Below are 16,724 nucleotides of genomic sequence, written 5' to 3'. Positions count from 1 at the left end.
CAGATGTGCTCAAAACATCTCGGCAATGTCTGAATGGGACACGGCGGAAACAGGCTTGTGGATGGTGAAACGGGTTTCGCGGAAGCTCTGGCTTGTTATGCGCACCTCGGTCGCCGGTCCTGCGCAGGTGGGGTCGGTGCAAACCGTCTCGCGAATCGAGACAAGGCAGGCTGCACCGCTGCCAACGTGTTCTCTGATCAGCCGCTTGATGCGCTGTGTGTGCCACAAGCCTATTGCAGTCTGAATAGCGCTGCGTTCCGTCATGCCGCGCCTCGGTCTGCCCGGGTGTTCGCCAAGGGCCGCAATGCTTTGGTGACCGGATCGTGTGCGGAGACCGCGACGGTGGTCAGGCCGATGTCGGCCAATCCTGCGAGCAGGCCGGACGCTGTGCCTATGGGGATCGATGTCGTTTTCACGCCCTGTGGCGTTCTGCTGCGCAACGAAAGAGAGCCGTTGATCGTTGACAGCAAAGCGTCTGCGCCATCGGGGATGGCCTGGGTTTCGTGGTCCAAAACCAACAACTGCGGTCGGCCTGTTCGGACGCGATGGAAGAAGCCCGACATCACCTGAGATGCCTGCGCCGCGCCAAGCCCGACAGAGACCTCGATCCCGGCGTTTCGAAGCCGTTCGAAACCTCCGCCGTTCACCCGTGGATCGGGATCGTGAATGGCACAAACGACACGGCGCACACCTGACGCGATGATAGCATCCGTGCAGGGCGGGCTCTTGCCCCAATGGCAGCAAGGTTCCAACGTCACGTAGAGGGTCGCGCCGTCGGCGCTGACCCCGCTCGTGGCCGCGACCATTTCTATCGCGGCGCGTTCGGCGTGGGGGCGGCCGCCGGGGTGGGTGGCGGCCTCTGCCAGAACCGCGCCATCCTTTATCAGAACACAACCCACAGGCGGATTGGGCCAGACATGGCCGCGTGCGGCTTTGGCCAGCGCAAGGGCGCGCTGCATCCAGGCGCGATCAGAGTTGGGTTGGGTTCGGCACATCGCCATACACAGCCACCGGGTCGAACGTCTTGTGTTCTTCGAGGAAGGTCAGCGGGGCCCCTGCCTGTTCGCCACACGGCACTGCCCGATAGAAGCAGGAGCGGTAGCCAACATGGCAGGATGCTCCGGAACCGGTGATGTCGACGCGCAGCCAAAGCGCATCCTGATCGTCGTCTATGCGTGCTTCGACAACCTTCTGGACCAGACCGGAGGTCGCGCCCTTGTGCCACAGCACCTGTCGGGAGCGGCTGAAATAGTGCGCCTCACCGGTTTGGATGGTCAGTCGGAAGGCTTCTGCATTCATCCAGCCGAGCATCAGCACCTCACCCGTGGTGGCATCGGTTGTGATGCAGGGCAACAGGCCATCTTCGCCGAATTTGGGTGCGAGGTCGGTGCCTTCCTCGACCTGCTCCACAGACTGACGGGATTGAAATTCCAATTGCGACATCTCGGTCCTTTCGAGGCTCTTGTGTATAGTAATGTTATATCATAACACAACATGACTGAAAGCAGATACAAGGCTGAAGGGCGAGCCCAAAATGGCATTGGAGGACAAACGCGTTCCGGTCACCTTGTTGACGGGGTTCCTCGGGGCAGGAAAGACAACGCTGCTGAACCACCTGATCCGCGATCCCGAGGCCGGGCGGATTGCCGTCATCATGAATGAATTCGGTGATGTGGCTCTTGATCACGACCTGATCGAAGAGGCGACCGAAGAGACCGTTTTGCTGCAATCGGGGTGCCTGTGCTGTGCCATCCTGGAGGACCTGGCCAAGACGTTAGGGGCCTTGCTTGAAAAGCGTGACGCCGGGCAGGTGGATTTCGATCGCGTTGTGATCGAAACCAGCGGCATCGCCGATCCGGGTCCGATCGTCCACACCTTGGTGACGGACCGCCAGATCGCGCAGGCGTTCCGGCTGGATGGTGTCGTGACGCTGGCGGATGCGGCAACGGGTATGAAAACGCTCGACCGACAGTTCGAGGCGGTTCACCAGGTGGCCATAGCCGACCTGCTGATCCTGTCGAAGACCGATCTGGTCGATCCCTTTGACTTGACCCGGTTCGAGAAGCGGTTGAGCGGGCTTAATGCCTCGGCTCGGCGCGTCCATGCGGAGCACGGAAAAGTGCCGGTAGGAACGCTGTTCGGCCTGTCCGCGATGCACAGGGATGTGACGTCTTCGGATGTGGACAGTTGGCTGGGGATGTCGCCCAAGATGGCGGCGGAGGTGGCCAAGCCCGATCCTCTGGCCGGCCTTTCGGGGTTCTCCGCAAGATCCCCGGCTCCGGCGACCTTCAACCCATCAGTGCCGGCGACACATCACCGGCATGATCACCGGATCAGTTCTGCATCCATCGAGGTGACAGACCCCATTCCCGCCGAGGTCTTTGATTCCTGGCTGGATACGTTGATCGCGCTCAGGGGGCCGGACATCCTGCGCATGAAGGGCATCCTGCACGTTGCGGGGCTAGAGTATCCATTTGTCTTTCACGGGGTGCAGCACATCTTCGACGCGCCAGTGCCGCTGAAAACCTGGTCGGGCCGGGACACGACGAGCCGCGTCGTTGTCATTGCGCGGAACACCGAGGAGGCGGACCTCAAAGACAGCCTCAAAGTGCTCTTGATGCGGCCCGAGGAAGGGCCGGCGTCGGAAATCCTGCACGGCGGCATGATGGCCGATACCATCGACAATCCCGTCTGACCCATGCTTGCCGCTTTGGCGCCTTGCCCGCTGAAACCCACGGGAAAACGCGGACACGATCCGATGCCCCCCGATCTGTGAAAGAAAGATCCTCGAATGATCCATATCCGCCTCCCCGATGGCGCGACCCGCGCGCTTGATCCCGCCAGCACCGCCGCCGATCTCGCGTCCGCCATCAGCCCCAGCCTTGCCAAGCGGACGGTGGCGGCAATCATCGATGGCAAGGTCAGCGATCTTTCCGCGCCACTGCCCGACGAGGCGGAGGTGGAGCTGATGTCGCACGATGACCCACGCGCGCTGGAACTGATCCGCCATGACCTTGCCCATGTACTGGCTGAGGCGGTGCAGGCGCTTTGGCCCGGCACCAAAACAGCCATCGGCCCTGCTATCGAGCATGGCTTTTACTACGACTTCGAGCGTGACACCCCGTTCACGCCCGAGGATCTGCCCATCATCGAAAAGAAGATGCGCGAGATCATCGCCGCCAAGACGCCCTTCACCTGCAAGGAATGGTCCCGCGAAGAGGCGCGGCAGTATTTCGAGGCGGCGGGAGAGCCCTACAAACTGGCCCTTCTGGATGCGATCCCGGACGGCGAGCCAGTGACGATCTACCGTCAAGGCGGCTGGCTCGACCTGTGTCGTGGGCCGCATATGCGCACCACCGGCGACGCGGGCAGCGCCTTCAAGCTGACCCACGTGGCGGGGGCCTATTGGCGCGGTGACAGCAACAACCGGATGCTCAGCCGCATCTACGGGATCGCCTTTGCCGACAAGGCTGCGCTTGATGCACATATGACCATGATGGCCGAGGCCGAGAAGCGCGATCACCGCAGGCTGGGGCGCGAGATGAACCTGTTCCATTTCGAAGAGGTCGCGCCCGGCTCTGTCTTTTGGCATCCCAAAGGCTGGCGGCTTTTCCAGACGCTGATCGGCTACATGCGTGCGCGGCAGGAGGCGGCAGGTTACGTCGAGGTGAATTCGCCCGACATCATGGACCGCGCCCTGTGGGAGACCTCTGGCCATTGGCAGAACTATCGCCAGAACATGTTTCTGGCGACAACCGAGGATGACCGCGACTATGCGCTAAAACCGATGAACTGCCCCGGACACATGCTGATCTATGGGCAGGGCGTCAAAAGCTACCGTGACCTGCCGCTCAAGATAGCCGAGTTCGGCAAGGTCCACCGCTATGAACCCTCCGGCGCCTTGCACGGTCTGCTGCGCGTGCGCAGCTTCACGCAGGATGACGCGCATATCTATTGTACGCCTGAGCAGCTGACCGAAGAATGCCTCAAGGTCAACGATCTGGTGTTGTCGATCTATCGCGATTTCGGGTTCGAGGACGTGCGGATCAAGCTGTCGACTCGCCCCGAAAACCGGATCGGCAGCGACGAAAGCTGGGATCGGTCCGAAGACGCGCTGCGTACCGCGCTGGATCAGGCGGGCCATCCCTATACCATCTTCGAAGGCGAAGGCGCGTTCTACGGACCCAAGCTGGAATATGTGCTGCGGGACGCCATCGGGCGGGATTGGCAGTGCGGCACCCTACAGGTGGATTTCAATCTGCCGGAACGGTTCGGGACGACCTATGTGGCACCCTCTGGTGAGAAACTGCCTCCGGTCATGTTGCACCGGGCGCTCTTTGGATCGCTGGAACGGTTTACCGGCATCCTGATCGAACATTATGCCGGGCACCTGCCGCTCTGGCTGGCACCGGTGCAGGCCGTGGTGGCCACGGTAACAGGCGCCGCAGACGAGTGGGCAAATGAGGTCGCGACCGCATTGAAGGCCGCCGGGCTGCGCGTCGAGACCGATCTGCGCAACGAAAAGATCGGCTACAAGGTCCGTGAACATGCCCTGAAGAAAATTCCGGTCCAGATCGCCCTTGGCGCACGCGAGACGGAAAACCAGACCGTAACGATCCGACGTCATGGAACGGATGCAACGCAGACGCTTCCCCTTGCTGAGGCGACGGCCATCCTGATGCAGGATGCGCAACCTCCCCGAGGTGGCATCCGCGCTGACTGTCAGCCGGGCGCGCCTGAACAAATCGTAATATTTTGAAGAAGCTAAAGGAACCAACCATGTCAACCATCGACACCCGTCTTCCCGTAACCGTCCTTTCCGGGTTTCTCGGGGCGGGAAAAACCACGCTTCTCAACCGGGTTCTCAACAATCGCGAGGGGCGACGCGTCGCCGTGATTGTCAACGACATGTCAGAGGTGAATATCGATGCCGACCTCGTGCGCGAGGGGACCGAGTTGTCGCGCTCGGAAGAAAAGCTGGTCGAGATGTCGAACGGCTGCATATGCTGCACGCTTCGCGACGACCTTTTGAAGGAGGTGCGCCACCTGTCAGAGGAAGGTCGGTTTGACTACCTCCTGATTGAAAGTACAGGCATCTCCGAGCCACTGCCCGTGGCCGCGACCTTTGATTTTCGCGACGATCAAGGCCAGAGTCTGTCGGATGTGGCGCGGCTAGACACCATGGTGACGGTGGTGGATGCGGTGAACCTGCTGCAGGACTATGCCAGCCACGATTTCCTGACAGACCGAGGCGAATCCCTGGGCGAACAGGATGATCGCAGCCTCGTGAGCCTTCTGACCGAACAGATCGAATTTGCCGATGTGGTGATCCTCAACAAGGTCTCGGATGCGGGGCCCGAGCGCACCGATGCGGCACGCAAGATCATCCGCAGCCTGAACGCCGACGCGAAGATCATCGAAACCGATCATTCCGAGGTGGAGCCCAGTACCATTCTCGATACCGACCTGTTCGATTTCGAAACCGCTCACGAGCATCCGATGTGGGCCAAGGAGCTGTACGGTTTTGCCAACCACGTCCCCGAGGACGAGGAATACGGCATCACTTCCTTTGTCTACAACGCCCGGGCGCCATTCGACCCGGCCAAGCTGCACGCCGTGTTGAACGGCCCGCTGCCGGGCACGATCCGTGCCAAGGGGCATTTCTGGATCGCAACCCGGCCGGACTGGGCTGCCGAGTTCAGTCTCGCAGGTGCGATGTCCTCGGTTACGCCGCTGGGGCGCTGGTGGGCCTCGGTGCCGCAAGAAAGGCTGCCCAAGCATCCCGAGGCGCAGGCCGAGATCGCCCGCAACTGGGCCGAGCCCTGGGGCGACCGGCGTCAGGAGATCGTTTTTATCGGTGCGGGGCTCGACCGCGAAGCGATCTGCGCAAAGCTGAACGATGCTTTGGTCGACACCACGGAATTTGAGCCGGAAGCTTGGATTTCGCTGCCCGACCCGTTCCCACGCTGGGGTGCCTGAACTGACCCTGTATGCAACTTGCAACCGGAAGGAAGACAATGATCACATCTCAGGATCTCTTGGCAGCACGCACCATCTGGGGCGAACAGAAAGTCGCGATTTCCAAGGCATATGAAGACGACGGGCTTGACGCGGCCCGCGTCGCCGCGATGGCACATCTGGATGCGAATTACGGCTATGATCTGGGGCCGGTGATGTTCAAACCCACCATGGCCAGCGGCGAACAGACCTTTCGCCCGACCAAGGCCGGCGCGCTGGCCTATTTTTGCGGGCATTCCGACGAATACCCCCTTGATACCGGGTTCGCGATCCGAGGATGGCGCGCCATGGACAGCGTGACCTCGGCTGAGTTCATCGAGGGCGATATCGCCATGTGGATGGGCTGGATCATTCTTATCGATAAGGATGGGAACGACACCAGGGTCGACAAGAGCTTTGGCTACAAGAGGGACGCGAATGATGTGTTGCGCATCGTGCTGCATCATTCGTCCCTGCCTTACCAACCATAGGGCGGCAAACCGTGCGCCGCCTGCTTTCGAAAGGATCGTCATGACAATCGTTCAGGCCACCAAACACGTTGCCGAGAACGGGCTCCATAGCGTTGCTACGCCTGACGGCCTCTCGGCTATCCGCCGGGCGGATTGCGCCGGCGCAATCTGGGAGCGCCAGCCCTTGCCACGACTCAGGCGCTGGATCGACAATCTCGCGCCTGATCAACTCCCGAGGGCGCGGGTGGTCCTGCCCGAGGACAGGGTGTGCGATGCGCTGATGGACATCACCAACGCCTGTGGCACGCCCAAGGGCCTCGAGCGGGATTTGTTGATCAGTGACGTTTCGACGCTGGCGGCGATTTTTGCCAATGTCATGCGCGTCAGTTACCTGCGCCTGCGTCTCGACGTGGTTTGTAGCAACGCCTGCCGCAAGTTCCACATCGACGCGGTAACCGCGCGGCTGGTCTGCACCTATCGTGGCACGGGCACCCAATACGGTTTTGCCGGCAAAGGGCGCGAGCCGGACCACATCTTCACTGTGCCGACAGGATCGCCGATCGTGCTGCGTGGGACCCGCTGGCCGGAAACCCCGGTATCCGGCCTATTGCATCGTTCACCACCAATAGAAGGAACCGGTGAGACACGGCTGGTTCTCGTGCTCGATCCCGTCACGGACCCCGACGAGGAAACAGACAGGCATTTCTTGCACTGAGTGAGATACCTCTGCGACGGAACAGGTCAGGTTTGCCTCACGCTACCGTCGCCTGCCGAGTCTTGGATATTGTGATCGCAGCGAACGGCTGGTTTGGTGAACCTGCACTGCGGCGAGTCTTGGCCCGACGAATGGCCGGTGTGGGCCGAAAGCAGGCATTCTTGGTCCGGTTCGCCACACCATTCACAACCAGATGCCTACCTCATCGAGTGACAAGATGGTGACACGAGACTGCATGCACAAAAGTGACAATACCGTCAAAAGGTAACGGGCCACCGCGTAACCCACTCTGAAACCTATCGAATTACCGAGAAGGTGGTGGTGGAGCCTAGGGGGATCGAACCCCTGACCTCTTGCATGCCATGCAAGCGCTCTCCCAGCTGAGCTAAGGCCCCGTGCCGTGCGGCCCAAGGGGCCGTCGGGCGCTATCTAGGCAAACCGCGGGACGGGATCAAGCGGAAAATCCCGCCCATCGCGGTCAGCTGTCGGTGTCGGTGTCGTCGTCCGCAATGTCGGCGATATCGTCGAGCGGAACGGTGTCGTCGTCGTCTTCCAGAACGTCGTCGCCCAGATCGACGTCGACGTCGTCATCCTCCAGCACTTCGCCGTCGACCTCGGTGTCCGTTGCACGCAGTTTCTTGGTCTCCGCGTCCTCGGCATCGGCAGTGATCGTTCGGCTCTTGCCGCTTTCGAACTGCACGATCTCGCCCGTATAGGGGCTTACGATCGGGTTCTTGTTGAGGTCGTAGAAACGCTTGCCTGTGGTCGGGCAGACGCGCTTTACACCCCATTCTTCCTTGGGCATGGATGATCCCTCTTGCAACTCTCTGGCCTTGCAGATGATCCGCGCCACCTGCCATAACCAAGGCGAGGTGTCAAAGGCTTTGCGCACCCCGCGCGCACCAATCCTCAGAAGGCGCATATGGACGATCACATCCTTCCCGGCAACCCCCCTGTCGAACTGGTCCTGCGCCGGTCGCCCAGGGCGCGGCGAATATCACTCAGGGTCTCGGCGCTGGACGGGCGGGTGACGCTGACGCTGCCCCCCGGCGTGCCGGAACGCAAGGCGCTGGAATTCGCAGGACAAAAGGCCGACTGGCTGCGCCGGCAACTGAACCGTCAGCCCGATACGGTGCAGGTGGCGATCGGCACGAAACTGCCCGTCAGCGGCGTCACGATGCAGGTAGAGCAGGCCACCGGCCGCGGCGTACGGGCCGAGGAGGGCCTCCTGCTGGTCTCCGGCCCGGCCGACACCGCCCCTGCCCGCCTGCGCGCCTGGCTCAGGACCCGCGCGCGCGACAGGCTGGCCGAGGCATCCGACCGCTACGCCGCCGCGCTGGGGCGCGACTATACCCGCATCACGTTGCGCGACACCCGCTCTCGCTGGGGGTCATGCACGTCCACGGGGGGGCTGATGTATTCCTGGCGGTTGATCATGGCGCCGGCGGATGTGCTGGACTATGTCGCCGCGCACGAGGTCGCGCATCTGGCCGAGATGAACCATTCGCCCGCCTTCTGGGCCACGGTCGGGCGGCTGATGCCCGGCTATGACGCGCCGCGCCGCTGGCTGCGCGAGAATGGCGCGGGGCTGCACCGCTATCGCTTTGGCGATTGACCTGCGCGGCGTTCGTGATCACAAATAGCCCATGCTTGTCGCCCCTCGCCCCGACCCGATACCCAATTCAGCCCATGACCGTGTCTATCGCGGTTTGCGCAGCCGCATCATGCATGGCGAGCTGCCCCCCGGCCACGCGCTGACGCTCAGGGGACTTGCGGCTGAATACGAGGTTTCGATGACCCCCGCGCGAGAGGCGGTGCGCCGGCTGTCGGCCGAGGGGGCGCTGACGGTTTCCAGCTCGGGCCGGGTAACAACGCCCGAGCTGAGCAACGAACGAATCGAGGAACTCGCCGCCCTGCGCACCCTGCTGGAGGTCGAGTTGGCCAGCCGCGCCCTGCCGCGCGCCCATATCGCGCTGATCGACCGGTTGCAGACCATCAACGGCCTTATCGCCGAGACGATCACCCAAAAGGATTCGGTCGGCTATATCCGCCGCAACCTAGAATTTCACCGCACGCTTTATCTGCGCGCGCAGGCGCCGGCGATGCTGGCGATGGCCGAAACCGTCTGGCTGCAACTCGGGCCGACGATGCGCATGCTATATACCCGCGTCCACCGGCAGGAGCCGTCGCATTACCACCGTCTGATCATCGCCGCCCTCAAGGCAGGGGACGAGCCGGGCCTGCGCCTGGCGGTGCGTTCGGACGTCACCCAGGGGCTGAAGATGCTGCTTGCGTGATGGCCCGGGGCCGGCTGCCGGCCGAACGCGGCAAAGGCGTCAGGCCGCCAGCCCCTTGTCGCCCATCCTGAGGAATTTCTGACGCCGGCCCTTGATCAGGGCTGCGCGGCCCTTGCCATCGAGCGGGGAAAGCAGCTCTTCGATGGCCTTGCCCACGGAGTCTATCGTCGTGCTGCGGTCGCGGTGTGCGCCGCCCAGCGGCTCGGGGATGACCTTGTCCGCCACGCCCAGGCGAATCAGGTCCTGCGCGGTCAGGCGCAGCGCCTCTGCCGCCTCGCGCATCTTTTCTGCATCCTTCCACAGGATCGACGCACAGCCCTCGGGGCTGATCACCGAATAGACCGAATGTTCCAGCATCGCCACGCGGTCGGCCGAGGCAAAGGCCACCGCCCCGCCAGAGCCGCCCTCGCCGATGATGACGCTGACCAGCGGCACCCCGATGCCGAGACAGGTCTCGGTCGAGCGCGCGATTGCCTCGCTCTGCCCGCGTTCCTCGGCCCCCTTGCCGGGATAGGCGCCGGGGGTATCCACCAGCGTAATCACCGGCAGGCCGAAACGGTCGGCCATCTGCATCAGCCGGATCGCCTTGCGGTATCCTTCTGGGCGGGCCATGCCGAAATTGCGTTCGATGCGGCTCTTGGTGTCGCTGCCCTTTTCGTGGCCGATCACCATCACCGGGCGGTCACGGAACCGTGCCAGCCCGCCCATCACCGCCTGGTCGTCGGCGAAATTACGGTCGCCGGCCAGCGCCGTGTACTCGGTGAACAGCGCCTTGATGTAATCCGAACAATGCGGCCGCTCGGGGTGGCGGGCCACCTGGCATTTCCGCCACGGGGTGAGGTTCTTGTAGAGATCCCGCAACAGCGCCGCCGCCTTCTTGTCCAGCGCGGCGGCCTCGGCCTCGATATCCATGTTATCGCTGGTGCGCGCCAGTGCCCGCAACTCTTCGGCCTTGCCTTCGATCTCCGCCAGCGGTTTCTCGAAGTCGAGGTAATTGGTCATGCGTGCGCTCCTGCCAGTGCCGCCGCGATATATGGCCATCCCGGCGGCGATTTGCAATCAAAACGCCGCCGATGCGGCGGGCATTCAGATCAGGCCGGGCAAGACGACCGGGATCAGCGTCGCCACCAGCAGCGCCGCCATCACCCGGTTAAAGAGCCGCAGGTGGGCCGTGTCGTGCAAAAGGCGGCTGACCCCCCGGCCCATGGCCACCCAGGTCGTGGTGCTGATAACCGACACGCCGACATAGACCGCCGCCACCGACAGCACCGCCCCCAGGTCGCGCCCCGCCGCATAAAGCGTGATCGCCGACAACGCCATGCTCCACGCCTTGGGGTTGACCCACTGGAACGCGGCCGACTGCACAAAGGTCAGCGGCACACCGGCCCCGGTGGCGTTATCCTGCGGCGGGGCGGCATTGGCGATCCGCCAGGCCAGCCACAAAAGGTATCCCACGCTCAGCACCTTGAGCACGCCATAACTGGCTGGCCACAGGTCAAAGAGCTGCATCACCCCCAGCCCCACCAAAACCACCATCGCCGGAAACCCCAACCCCACACCCAACATGTGCGGCACGGTGCGGCGGATGCCGAAATTGGCGCCCGACGCCATCAGCATCAGGTTGTTGGGCCCCGGCGTCAGAACCGTGACCAGGGCAAAGGCAAGCAGAGGGGCGAAGACATCAATGTTCATGGCGCAACATTATCCTGAAATTTACAGCATGTGATTGCTTTTCATTGCTTGTTTGAAACACATTATGCAATAACTAACGCTCATGGACAGAATCAACCAGCAAATATTGCACCACTTTTCCCGGAATGGCCGGATCAGCAATCTTGAACTGGCCGACCGGGTCGGCCTGTCACCCTCGGCCTGCCTGCGCCGGGTTCAGGAACTGGAACGAAGCGGCATCATCCGCGGCTATCGCGCGGTGCTGGACCACACCCGCATGGGCGTGGGATTCGTGGCCTATGCCACGGTCGGCCTGAGAGAATTCACCAAGGCCAGCCAAGAGGCGTTCGAGCGCGCGATGGACCGCGCGCCAGAGGTGCTCGAATGCCACAACATCACCGGCTCGGTCGAATACCTGCTGCGCATCGAAGTGGCCGACATGGCCGCCTACAAGGCGTTTCATACCGATGTCATCGGCACCCTGCCGCAGGTGAACGCGATCACCACCTATGTCGTGATCGGCTCATCCAAGGACGCACGCGCCTGAGGGACCGCGCCTGCCATTCTCAGATACGGCCCTTCCACGGCACCAGCCATTTTTCGGCCCGGCGCATCAGGATGTCGATGCCATAGCCGATGACACCGATCAGGATGATGCCCATCAGCACGATGTCGGTCAGCTGAAAGCGTGACGCGACCATGATCATCATCCCCGCACCCTTTTCGGCGGCGACAAGTTCGGCCGCGACCACCGTGCCCCAGCACACGCCCATCGCCACCCGCGCCCCGGTGAATATCTCGGGCAGGGAATTGGGCATGATCACATAGCGCAACAATTGCCACTTGCTGGCCCCCAGCGAATAGGCCGCGTGCACCTTGGAAATGGCCACCCCCGATACCCCGGCGCGCGCCGCGATGGTCATGATCCACAACGCCGCAAGGAACAGCAGGATGATCTTGCCGACCTCGCCGATCCCGGCCCAGATGATCACCAGCGGGATCAGCGCCAGCGGCGGCACCGGGCGCATGAACTCTACGATCGGGTCGAACCAGCCGCGGAACCAGTCGCTCAGCCCCATGGCAAAGCCCAGCGGGATACCCACCAGCGCGCCAAAGAAAAAGCCCACGACCACCCTGAAGAGCGACCAGTAGAGATGCTGCCAGAGAGTGAAGTTCTGATAGCCTTGGCTGGCGATCTCGCCCACGCGGGCGACCACCGCCTCCGGCGGGGGCAGCCAGATCGGCTCCATCTGCAGGCCGCCATCGGGTGAAAAGTTGAGCGACCCCTTGGCGGTTATCGCAACGGTTCCGTTGGCCACCTCGATGCGGTCGCCGGGGCCCGCCGGCTGGCCGTCGATTGCCACAATTCTTGCGCCGTCCTTGCGGGTGATCCCGTCGTTCTTGTCCATCAGCAACAGCTTGGACCGCCACGCACCGACCTCCAGCGCGTCGTTGCGGGCGAACCCGTCGCCGGGGGCGACCTCGGGCGGCTCGACCTCTTCACCAACCCGAAAGACCCGCACCAGAACCTCGGCATCGTCGCGGGCGCCATCGGGCGCCTCCATCGTGTAGGTAAAGCTGGTATCGCCCACGAACGGGCCGGGCGCATGAAAGGGCACCCATTGCGACCCGGTGAACGCCCCCCACAGCAGAAAGATGGTCAGCACCGAGATCACACTCGCCCAGCGGTCGGGCCTGACCGCGCTTTCGTCGCCAAAGGTCACGGTCTTGAGCGAGGTGAAATCATGCCGCTCCATCAGCCGGCGCAGCCCCATGCGGACGGCGACGAAGGCCACGACGAAGATCGCCACATATATGATGAGGATGATCATGCCGGCTCCTCCTCAGACCGGCCCATGATCTCTTCTTCCATGTCCCAGATCATCGACAGGATTTCCTCTCGCTTTTCGGCGAATTCGGGATGTTTCTTGACCTCGCGCAGGTCCTTGCCCACGCCCATGTCGGCAAAGGGCAACCGGTATTCGCGGTGAATGCGCCCCGGCCGCGGCGCCATCACCAGCAGGCGTTCGCCCAATAGCAACGCCTCTTCGACCGAGTGGGTGATCAGGATGATGGTCTTGCCGGTCTCCTTCCAGAGCTTGAGCACCAGCCCCTGCATCTTTTCGCGGGTCAGCGCATCCAGCGCGCCCAGCGGTTCATCCATCAGGATCACATCGGGATCATTGGCCAGGCAGCGCGCCAGCGCCACGCGCTGCTGCATGCCGCCCGACAGCTCATAGACCGACTTGTCCTTGAAATCCTGCAGTCCGACGACCTCAAGCAGGTGATCGACCGTGCCGGCCCAGTCCGACTTTTTGCGCCCCGCCATGCGGGGGCCAAAACTGACATTGTCACGCACGCTCATCCATTCGAACAGCGCGCCCTGCTGGAACACCATGCCGCGTTCGGCATCGGGGCCGGTAACGCGGTGCCCTTTCAGCACCACCTCGCCATCGGTCGGCGCCAGGAAGCCGGCGAGAATGTTCAGCAATGTCGTCTTGCCGCACCCCGAGGGGCCCAGCACGCTCATCAATTCGCCGCTTTCGATCTCAAGCGATATGTTCTGCAGGGCCTGCACATGGCCGCCATTCGGCAGATCGAACCGCATCGAGACATCGGCTATGGAAAGGTTTTCCATCCCTGCCCCTTTTTCCGTCCTGTCGTATTGCATGAGAGTCCGAAACCGCGGGCCCGGTCCGGACCCGCGGCAAAACCCCCGACGGAATTACATGCTGGACGCCTGTTCCAGCGGGCCGGTGTTGACGCTGCTTTCATACGTGTCGAGCGCGGCGTCGATGCTGCCGGCCTCGACGAACACGTCGGCCACGCCTTTCATGAACTCCTGCGCGCCGCCGCCCAGCCATTTTTCAGTCAGCTGCTCATCGACGGGCGGAAAGACGAAGGTGTCGATCGTGGCTGCAGTCGCGTCCACGTCCATGCCGCTGTCCTTGGCGATCACCGGCAGCATCATGTCGCGGTTGGCCGGATCGGCCCACATGGCGTTGGCCTTGGCGGTCACCGCCAGAAAGCTGGACACCACCTCGGCGTTTTCGGCCACATAGGCGGCCGGCCCGCTGGTGACGTCAAAGACAAGGATGCCGACCTCCTCCTTTTCGGCCCCGGTCAACAGCACGTTGCCATGTTCCAGCGCCCGGCGCAGGCTGCCGCCCCAGCCGCAGAACAGGTCGATCGCGCCCTGCGCGATGGCCGCCGCCCCCTCGGGCGGGGCCATGTTGACCACGTCCATCGACGAGACATCGACGCCGAAATGGCTCATCTGCCTGAGAAAGCCATAATGCGCGGCGGTGCCCAGCGGCACGGCGGCCTTCTTGCCCTCCAGCTCTTTGGCGCTGTCCTTGTCGATCTCAAGATCGGCGCGCACGACGCAGTTGTCGTTGTCCGAATAGCTGACCGCCACGTCGAGGATCTGCAGATCCTGCCCCGCGCTGGTGGCCACGACGAAGGGCGGCACGCCCTGGCTGACGACAAGTTGCACGTCGCCCGACGCCATCGCCGCGCTCATCGCGGTGCCGGTGTCGAAAGCGCGCCAGTTGACGGTGACACCCATTTCCTCGTCATACATGCCGGTCGCCTTGGCGTACTGGAACGGCATCGGCCATTCGAGGAAATAGCCAACGGTGATCTCTTCGGCAGTGGCGGCCGTCGCACTGGCCAGCACCGCGGCCGAGGCGGCGATAGAAAGCAATCTGGATGTGAATTTCATCTGGTCGTTTCTCCCGTTGGGTGCGGTCGCATTTGTTGATTGGCCCTGGCGCGGCGTCCGATGCGACCTTTCGGACATGTTCGCCGCGCGCGGTTTGTCGGCATCAGGTCTTCCATCCGAAACGATAATCGGATTCCAATCAACGGTTTTGTCGCCGCTCGGAGTTGGTTTTCAGCTATCGTGAAAACGGATTTCATCAATAAAGCCTTCTACTTCTGCGATCTTTCGGGTGGGCGGCGCATACTCGGCTTTCTGAGATACCTGGTTTGGACCTAAACAAAACCATCAATTGGACCTAACCGAAACCGCGCATTCGGGGCTGAGATGACAAAGAACCAAACCGCAGGCGCCTGCCTGCAGCCCGACCGCGCCCGGCCGGGGCGAAACTGATGGAGCATCGCGATGGACGGCAACATTCCCAACGACATCGAAAAGGTGGTCAACGCAGACCGCGCCCATGTCTGGCACCATCTTATTCAGCACAAGCCCTTCGAAACCGGCGCCCCGCGCATCATCGTCGAGGGCAAAGGCATGCGCGTATGGGATCAGAACGGCAAGGAGTTCCTCGATGCCGTCTCGGGCGGGGTATGGACGGTCAATGTCGGCTACGGGCGCGAACGCATTGCCAACGCCGTGCGCGACCAGCTGGTCAAGCTCAACTATTTCGCCGGCACCGCGGGTTCCATCCCCGGCGCGCAGTTCGCGGAAAAGCTGATCTCAAAAATGCCGGGAATGGCGCGTGTCTATCAGACCAACTCCGGCACCGAAGCGAATGAAAAGGCCTTCAAGATGGTGCGCCAGATCGCGCACAAGTTCCATGGCGGGCGCAAGTACAAGATCCTCTACCGCGAGCGCGACTATCACGGCTCGTCCATCGGCGCGATGTCGGCCGGCGGCCAGGATGAACGCAACGTCCAGTACGGCCCCTTTGCCCCCGGTTTCGTGCGTGTGCCACACTGCATGGAATACCGCGCCCAGTGGGACCTGTCGGGCGAGGAATACGGCATCCGCGCCGCCAACGCCATTGAAGAGGTGATCCTTGCCGAAGGGCCCGACACGGTGGGCGCGCTCTGCCTTGAACCGGTCACCGCCGGCGGCGGCGTCATCACCCCGCCCCCGGGTTACTGGCCCCGCGTGCAGGAAATCTGCCGCAAGTACGACATCCTACTGCATATCGACGAGGTGGTGTGCGGCGTCGGGCGTACCGGCACCGAATGGTTCGGCTACCAGCATTACGGGATCGAGCCCGACTTCGTGACCATGGCCAAGGGCGTCGCGTCGGGCTATGCCGCCATCGCCTGCTGCGTCACCTCGGAACGTGTGTTCGAGATGTTCAAGGATCAGCCCGAGGACCCGCTGGACCACTTCCGCGACATCTCGACCTTCGGCGGCTGCACCGCCGGGCCGGCAGCGGCGCTGGAAAACATGAACATCATCGAGGAAGAAGGCCTGCTTGAGAACACCACCGAAATGGGCGTCTACATGTTCGACCAGTTGCGCGGGCTGCAGGACCGGCACGCCGTCATCGGCGATGTGCGCGGCAAGGGGCTGTTCCTGGGGGCAGAGCTGGTCACCGACCGCGCCAGCAAGGACCCTGTGTCGGAGAAGGAGGTCGGCGCCGTTGTCGCCGCCTGCGCCGCCGAGGGCGTGATAATCGGCGCCAGCAACCGCTCGGTTCCGGGGTTCAACAACGTGCTGTGCTATTCGCCCGCCCTGATTGCCAACCGCGACGACATCGACCAGATCGTCGACGCCACCGACAAGGCGCTGGCCAAGGTCTTTGGTTAACCGTTAGCGATTGGCATTTCAGCCAACGAAAAGGCCGGCGCGCTTGCTGCGTGCCGGCCTTG

The 16,724-nt window shown here is 62.8% G+C and carries 18 protein-coding genes and 1 tRNA gene; 9 read left to right on the top strand and 10 right to left on the bottom strand.

The features are described 5' to 3' along the window. Positions 1-9: 9 nt before the first annotated feature. Genes DL899_RS02325 through hisI form a run of 3 tightly spaced genes read right to left on the bottom strand, consistent with a single transcriptional unit; the run spans position 10 to position 1,443 of the window. Entirely contained in the window at positions 10-264 is a 255-nt protein-coding gene (locus DL899_RS02325; protein WP_162685463.1) for a hypothetical protein, read from the bottom strand. Then, positions 261-959, bottom strand: coding sequence for a bifunctional diaminohydroxyphosphoribosylaminopyrimidine deaminase/5-amino-6-(5-phosphoribosylamino)uracil reductase RibD (ribD, locus tag DL899_RS02320; RefSeq protein ID WP_204355233.1), 699 nt, complete (start codon positions 957-959; stop codon positions 261-263). Before ribD ends, DL899_RS02325 begins: the two co-directional genes overlap by 4 nt. 10 nt (positions 960-969) lie before the next feature. Beyond that, on the bottom strand, positions 970-1,443 hold the full coding sequence (hisI, locus tag DL899_RS02315; RefSeq protein ID WP_111732161.1) for a phosphoribosyl-AMP cyclohydrolase: 474 nt from the start codon (positions 1,441-1,443) through the stop codon (positions 970-972). 91 nt (positions 1,444-1,534) lie between these two features. On the opposite strand from hisI, the gene DL899_RS02310 reads away from it, so the two are divergent. From DL899_RS02310 to DL899_RS02290, 5 genes are all read left to right on the top strand, one after another. Next, complete coding sequence (locus tag DL899_RS02310; protein ID WP_111732160.1) at positions 1,535-2,695, top strand: CobW family GTP-binding protein; 1,161 nt, start codon at positions 1,535-1,537, stop codon at positions 2,693-2,695. 96 nt (positions 2,696-2,791) lie between these two features. Next, positions 2,792-4,759, top strand: a complete 1,968-nt coding sequence (gene thrS / locus DL899_RS02305) for a threonine--tRNA ligase (RefSeq protein WP_111732159.1) — start codon at positions 2,792-2,794, stop codon at positions 4,757-4,759. Positions 4,760-4,779: 20 nt separating this feature from the next. Continuing rightward, a complete protein-coding gene (locus tag DL899_RS02300; RefSeq protein WP_111732158.1) occupies positions 4,780-5,979 on the top strand; it encodes a GTP-binding protein in 1,200 nt (399 codons plus the stop codon). 38 nt (positions 5,980-6,017) lie between these two features. Further along, positions 6,018-6,488, top strand: coding sequence for a phosphoribosyl-AMP cyclohydrolase (locus DL899_RS02295; protein ID WP_111732157.1), 471 nt, complete (start codon positions 6,018-6,020; stop codon positions 6,486-6,488). Between the two features lie 40 nt (positions 6,489-6,528). Beyond that, positions 6,529-7,182, top strand: coding sequence for a DUF1826 domain-containing protein (locus DL899_RS02290; RefSeq protein ID WP_111732156.1), 654 nt, complete (start codon positions 6,529-6,531; stop codon positions 7,180-7,182). A gap of 319 nt (positions 7,183-7,501) precedes the next feature. Here DL899_RS02290 and DL899_RS02285 read toward each other — a convergent pair. Continuing rightward, positions 7,502-7,577 (bottom strand) — tRNA-Ala (locus tag DL899_RS02285). 83 nt (positions 7,578-7,660) lie between these two features. Next, positions 7,661-7,987, bottom strand: coding sequence for a TIGR02300 family protein (locus DL899_RS02280; protein WP_111732567.1), 327 nt, complete (start codon positions 7,985-7,987; stop codon positions 7,661-7,663). 117 nt (positions 7,988-8,104) lie between these two features. Between DL899_RS02280 and DL899_RS02275 the strand changes: the two genes are divergently transcribed. Together DL899_RS02275 and DL899_RS02270 are read left to right on the top strand one after the other, a co-directional pair. Continuing rightward, on the top strand, positions 8,105-8,797 hold the full coding sequence (locus DL899_RS02275) for a M48 family metallopeptidase (RefSeq protein WP_111732155.1): 693 nt from the start codon (positions 8,105-8,107) through the stop codon (positions 8,795-8,797). 31 nt (positions 8,798-8,828) lie between these two features. Continuing rightward, a complete protein-coding gene (locus DL899_RS02270) occupies positions 8,829-9,479 on the top strand; it encodes a GntR family transcriptional regulator (protein WP_111732154.1) in 651 nt (216 codons plus the stop codon). Between the two features lie 39 nt (positions 9,480-9,518). On the opposite strand, the gene DL899_RS02265 is transcribed toward DL899_RS02270, so the two are convergent. Together DL899_RS02265 and DL899_RS02260 are read right to left on the bottom strand one after the other, a co-directional pair. Continuing rightward, positions 9,519-10,481, bottom strand: a complete 963-nt coding sequence (locus DL899_RS02265; RefSeq protein WP_111732153.1) for an acetyl-CoA carboxylase carboxyltransferase subunit alpha — start codon at positions 10,479-10,481, stop codon at positions 9,519-9,521. Between the two features lie 84 nt (positions 10,482-10,565). Beyond that, complete coding sequence (locus DL899_RS02260; RefSeq protein WP_111732152.1) at positions 10,566-11,171, bottom strand: LysE family translocator; 606 nt, start codon at positions 11,169-11,171, stop codon at positions 10,566-10,568. A gap of 82 nt (positions 11,172-11,253) precedes the next feature. Between DL899_RS02260 and DL899_RS02255 the strand changes: the two genes are divergently transcribed. Beyond that, entirely contained in the window at positions 11,254-11,697 is a 444-nt protein-coding gene (locus tag DL899_RS02255) for an Lrp/AsnC family transcriptional regulator (protein WP_111732151.1), read from the top strand. Between the two features lie 19 nt (positions 11,698-11,716). Here DL899_RS02255 and DL899_RS02250 read toward each other — a convergent pair whose 3' ends face one another. The 3 genes from DL899_RS02250 to DL899_RS02240 form a co-directional block, all read right to left on the bottom strand. After that, a complete protein-coding gene (locus DL899_RS02250) occupies positions 11,717-12,982 on the bottom strand; it encodes an ABC transporter permease (protein WP_111732150.1) in 1,266 nt (421 codons plus the stop codon). Then, positions 12,979-13,788 (bottom strand): taurine ABC transporter ATP-binding protein, encoded by an 810-nt coding sequence (locus tag DL899_RS02245; protein WP_111732149.1) that lies wholly within the window; start codon positions 13,786-13,788, stop codon positions 12,979-12,981. The genes DL899_RS02250 and DL899_RS02245 overlap by 4 nt, the downstream gene beginning before the upstream one ends. An 87-nt stretch (positions 13,789-13,875) precedes the next feature. Then, a complete protein-coding gene (locus DL899_RS02240; protein WP_111732148.1) occupies positions 13,876-14,874 on the bottom strand; it encodes a taurine ABC transporter substrate-binding protein in 999 nt (332 codons plus the stop codon). Positions 14,875-15,276: 402 nt separating this feature from the next. Between DL899_RS02240 and DL899_RS02235 the strand changes: the two genes are divergently transcribed. After that, the gene (locus DL899_RS02235) at positions 15,277-16,662 is read left to right on the top strand and encodes an aminotransferase family protein (RefSeq protein ID WP_111732147.1); all 1,386 of its coding nucleotides are present in this window, start codon (positions 15,277-15,279) and stop codon (positions 16,660-16,662) included. Positions 16,663-16,724 lie beyond the last annotated feature (62 nt).

The organism is Roseovarius amoyensis, assembly GCF_003260265.1.
GTDB lineage: Bacteria > Pseudomonadota > Alphaproteobacteria > Rhodobacterales > Rhodobacteraceae > Roseovarius > Roseovarius amoyensis.
Note: the sequence above shows the minus strand (reverse complement) of the source record. Positions and strands in the feature narration are given on the sequence as shown.

What these genes read in the sequence shown, in the direction of transcription:
- DL899_RS02325 (WP_162685463.1), bottom strand. Translation starts at nt 264, where the DNA reads ATGACGGAACGCAGCGCTATTCAGACTGCAATAGGCTTGTGGCACACA.
- hisI (WP_111732161.1), bottom strand. Translation starts at nt 1,443, where the DNA reads ATGTCGCAATTGGAATTTCAATCCCGTCAGTCTGTGGAGCAGGTCGAG.
- DL899_RS02310 (WP_111732160.1), top strand. Translation starts at nt 1,535, where the DNA reads ATGGCATTGGAGGACAAACGCGTTCCGGTCACCTTGTTGACGGGGTTC.
- DL899_RS02265 (WP_111732153.1), bottom strand. Translation starts at nt 10,481, where the DNA reads ATGACCAATTACCTCGACTTCGAGAAACCGCTGGCGGAGATCGAAGGC.
- thrS (WP_111732159.1), top strand. Translation starts at nt 2,792, where the DNA reads ATGATCCATATCCGCCTCCCCGATGGCGCGACCCGCGCGCTTGATCCC.
- DL899_RS02260 (WP_111732152.1), bottom strand. Translation starts at nt 11,171, where the DNA reads ATGAACATTGATGTCTTCGCCCCTCTGCTTGCCTTTGCCCTGGTCACG.
- DL899_RS02255 (WP_111732151.1), top strand. Translation starts at nt 11,254, where the DNA reads ATGGACAGAATCAACCAGCAAATATTGCACCACTTTTCCCGGAATGGC.
- DL899_RS02245 (WP_111732149.1), bottom strand. Translation starts at nt 13,788, where the DNA reads ATGGAAAACCTTTCCATAGCCGATGTCTCGATGCGGTTCGATCTGCCG.
- DL899_RS02250 (WP_111732150.1), bottom strand. Translation starts at nt 12,982, where the DNA reads ATGATCATCCTCATCATATATGTGGCGATCTTCGTCGTGGCCTTCGTC.
- DL899_RS02270 (WP_111732154.1), top strand. Translation starts at nt 8,829, where the DNA reads ATGCTTGTCGCCCCTCGCCCCGACCCGATACCCAATTCAGCCCATGAC.
- ribD (WP_204355233.1), bottom strand. Translation starts at nt 959, where the DNA reads ATGCAGCGCGCCCTTGCGCTGGCCAAAGCCGCACGCGGCCATGTCTGG.
- DL899_RS02240 (WP_111732148.1), bottom strand. Translation starts at nt 14,874, where the DNA reads ATGAAATTCACATCCAGATTGCTTTCTATCGCCGCCTCGGCCGCGGTG.
- DL899_RS02280 (WP_111732567.1), bottom strand. Translation starts at nt 7,987, where the DNA reads ATGCCCAAGGAAGAATGGGGTGTAAAGCGCGTCTGCCCGACCACAGGC.
- DL899_RS02290 (WP_111732156.1), top strand. Translation starts at nt 6,529, where the DNA reads ATGACAATCGTTCAGGCCACCAAACACGTTGCCGAGAACGGGCTCCAT.
- DL899_RS02235 (WP_111732147.1), top strand. Translation starts at nt 15,277, where the DNA reads ATGGACGGCAACATTCCCAACGACATCGAAAAGGTGGTCAACGCAGAC.
- DL899_RS02300 (WP_111732158.1), top strand. Translation starts at nt 4,780, where the DNA reads ATGTCAACCATCGACACCCGTCTTCCCGTAACCGTCCTTTCCGGGTTT.
- DL899_RS02275 (WP_111732155.1), top strand. Translation starts at nt 8,105, where the DNA reads ATGGACGATCACATCCTTCCCGGCAACCCCCCTGTCGAACTGGTCCTG.
- DL899_RS02295 (WP_111732157.1), top strand. Translation starts at nt 6,018, where the DNA reads ATGATCACATCTCAGGATCTCTTGGCAGCACGCACCATCTGGGGCGAA.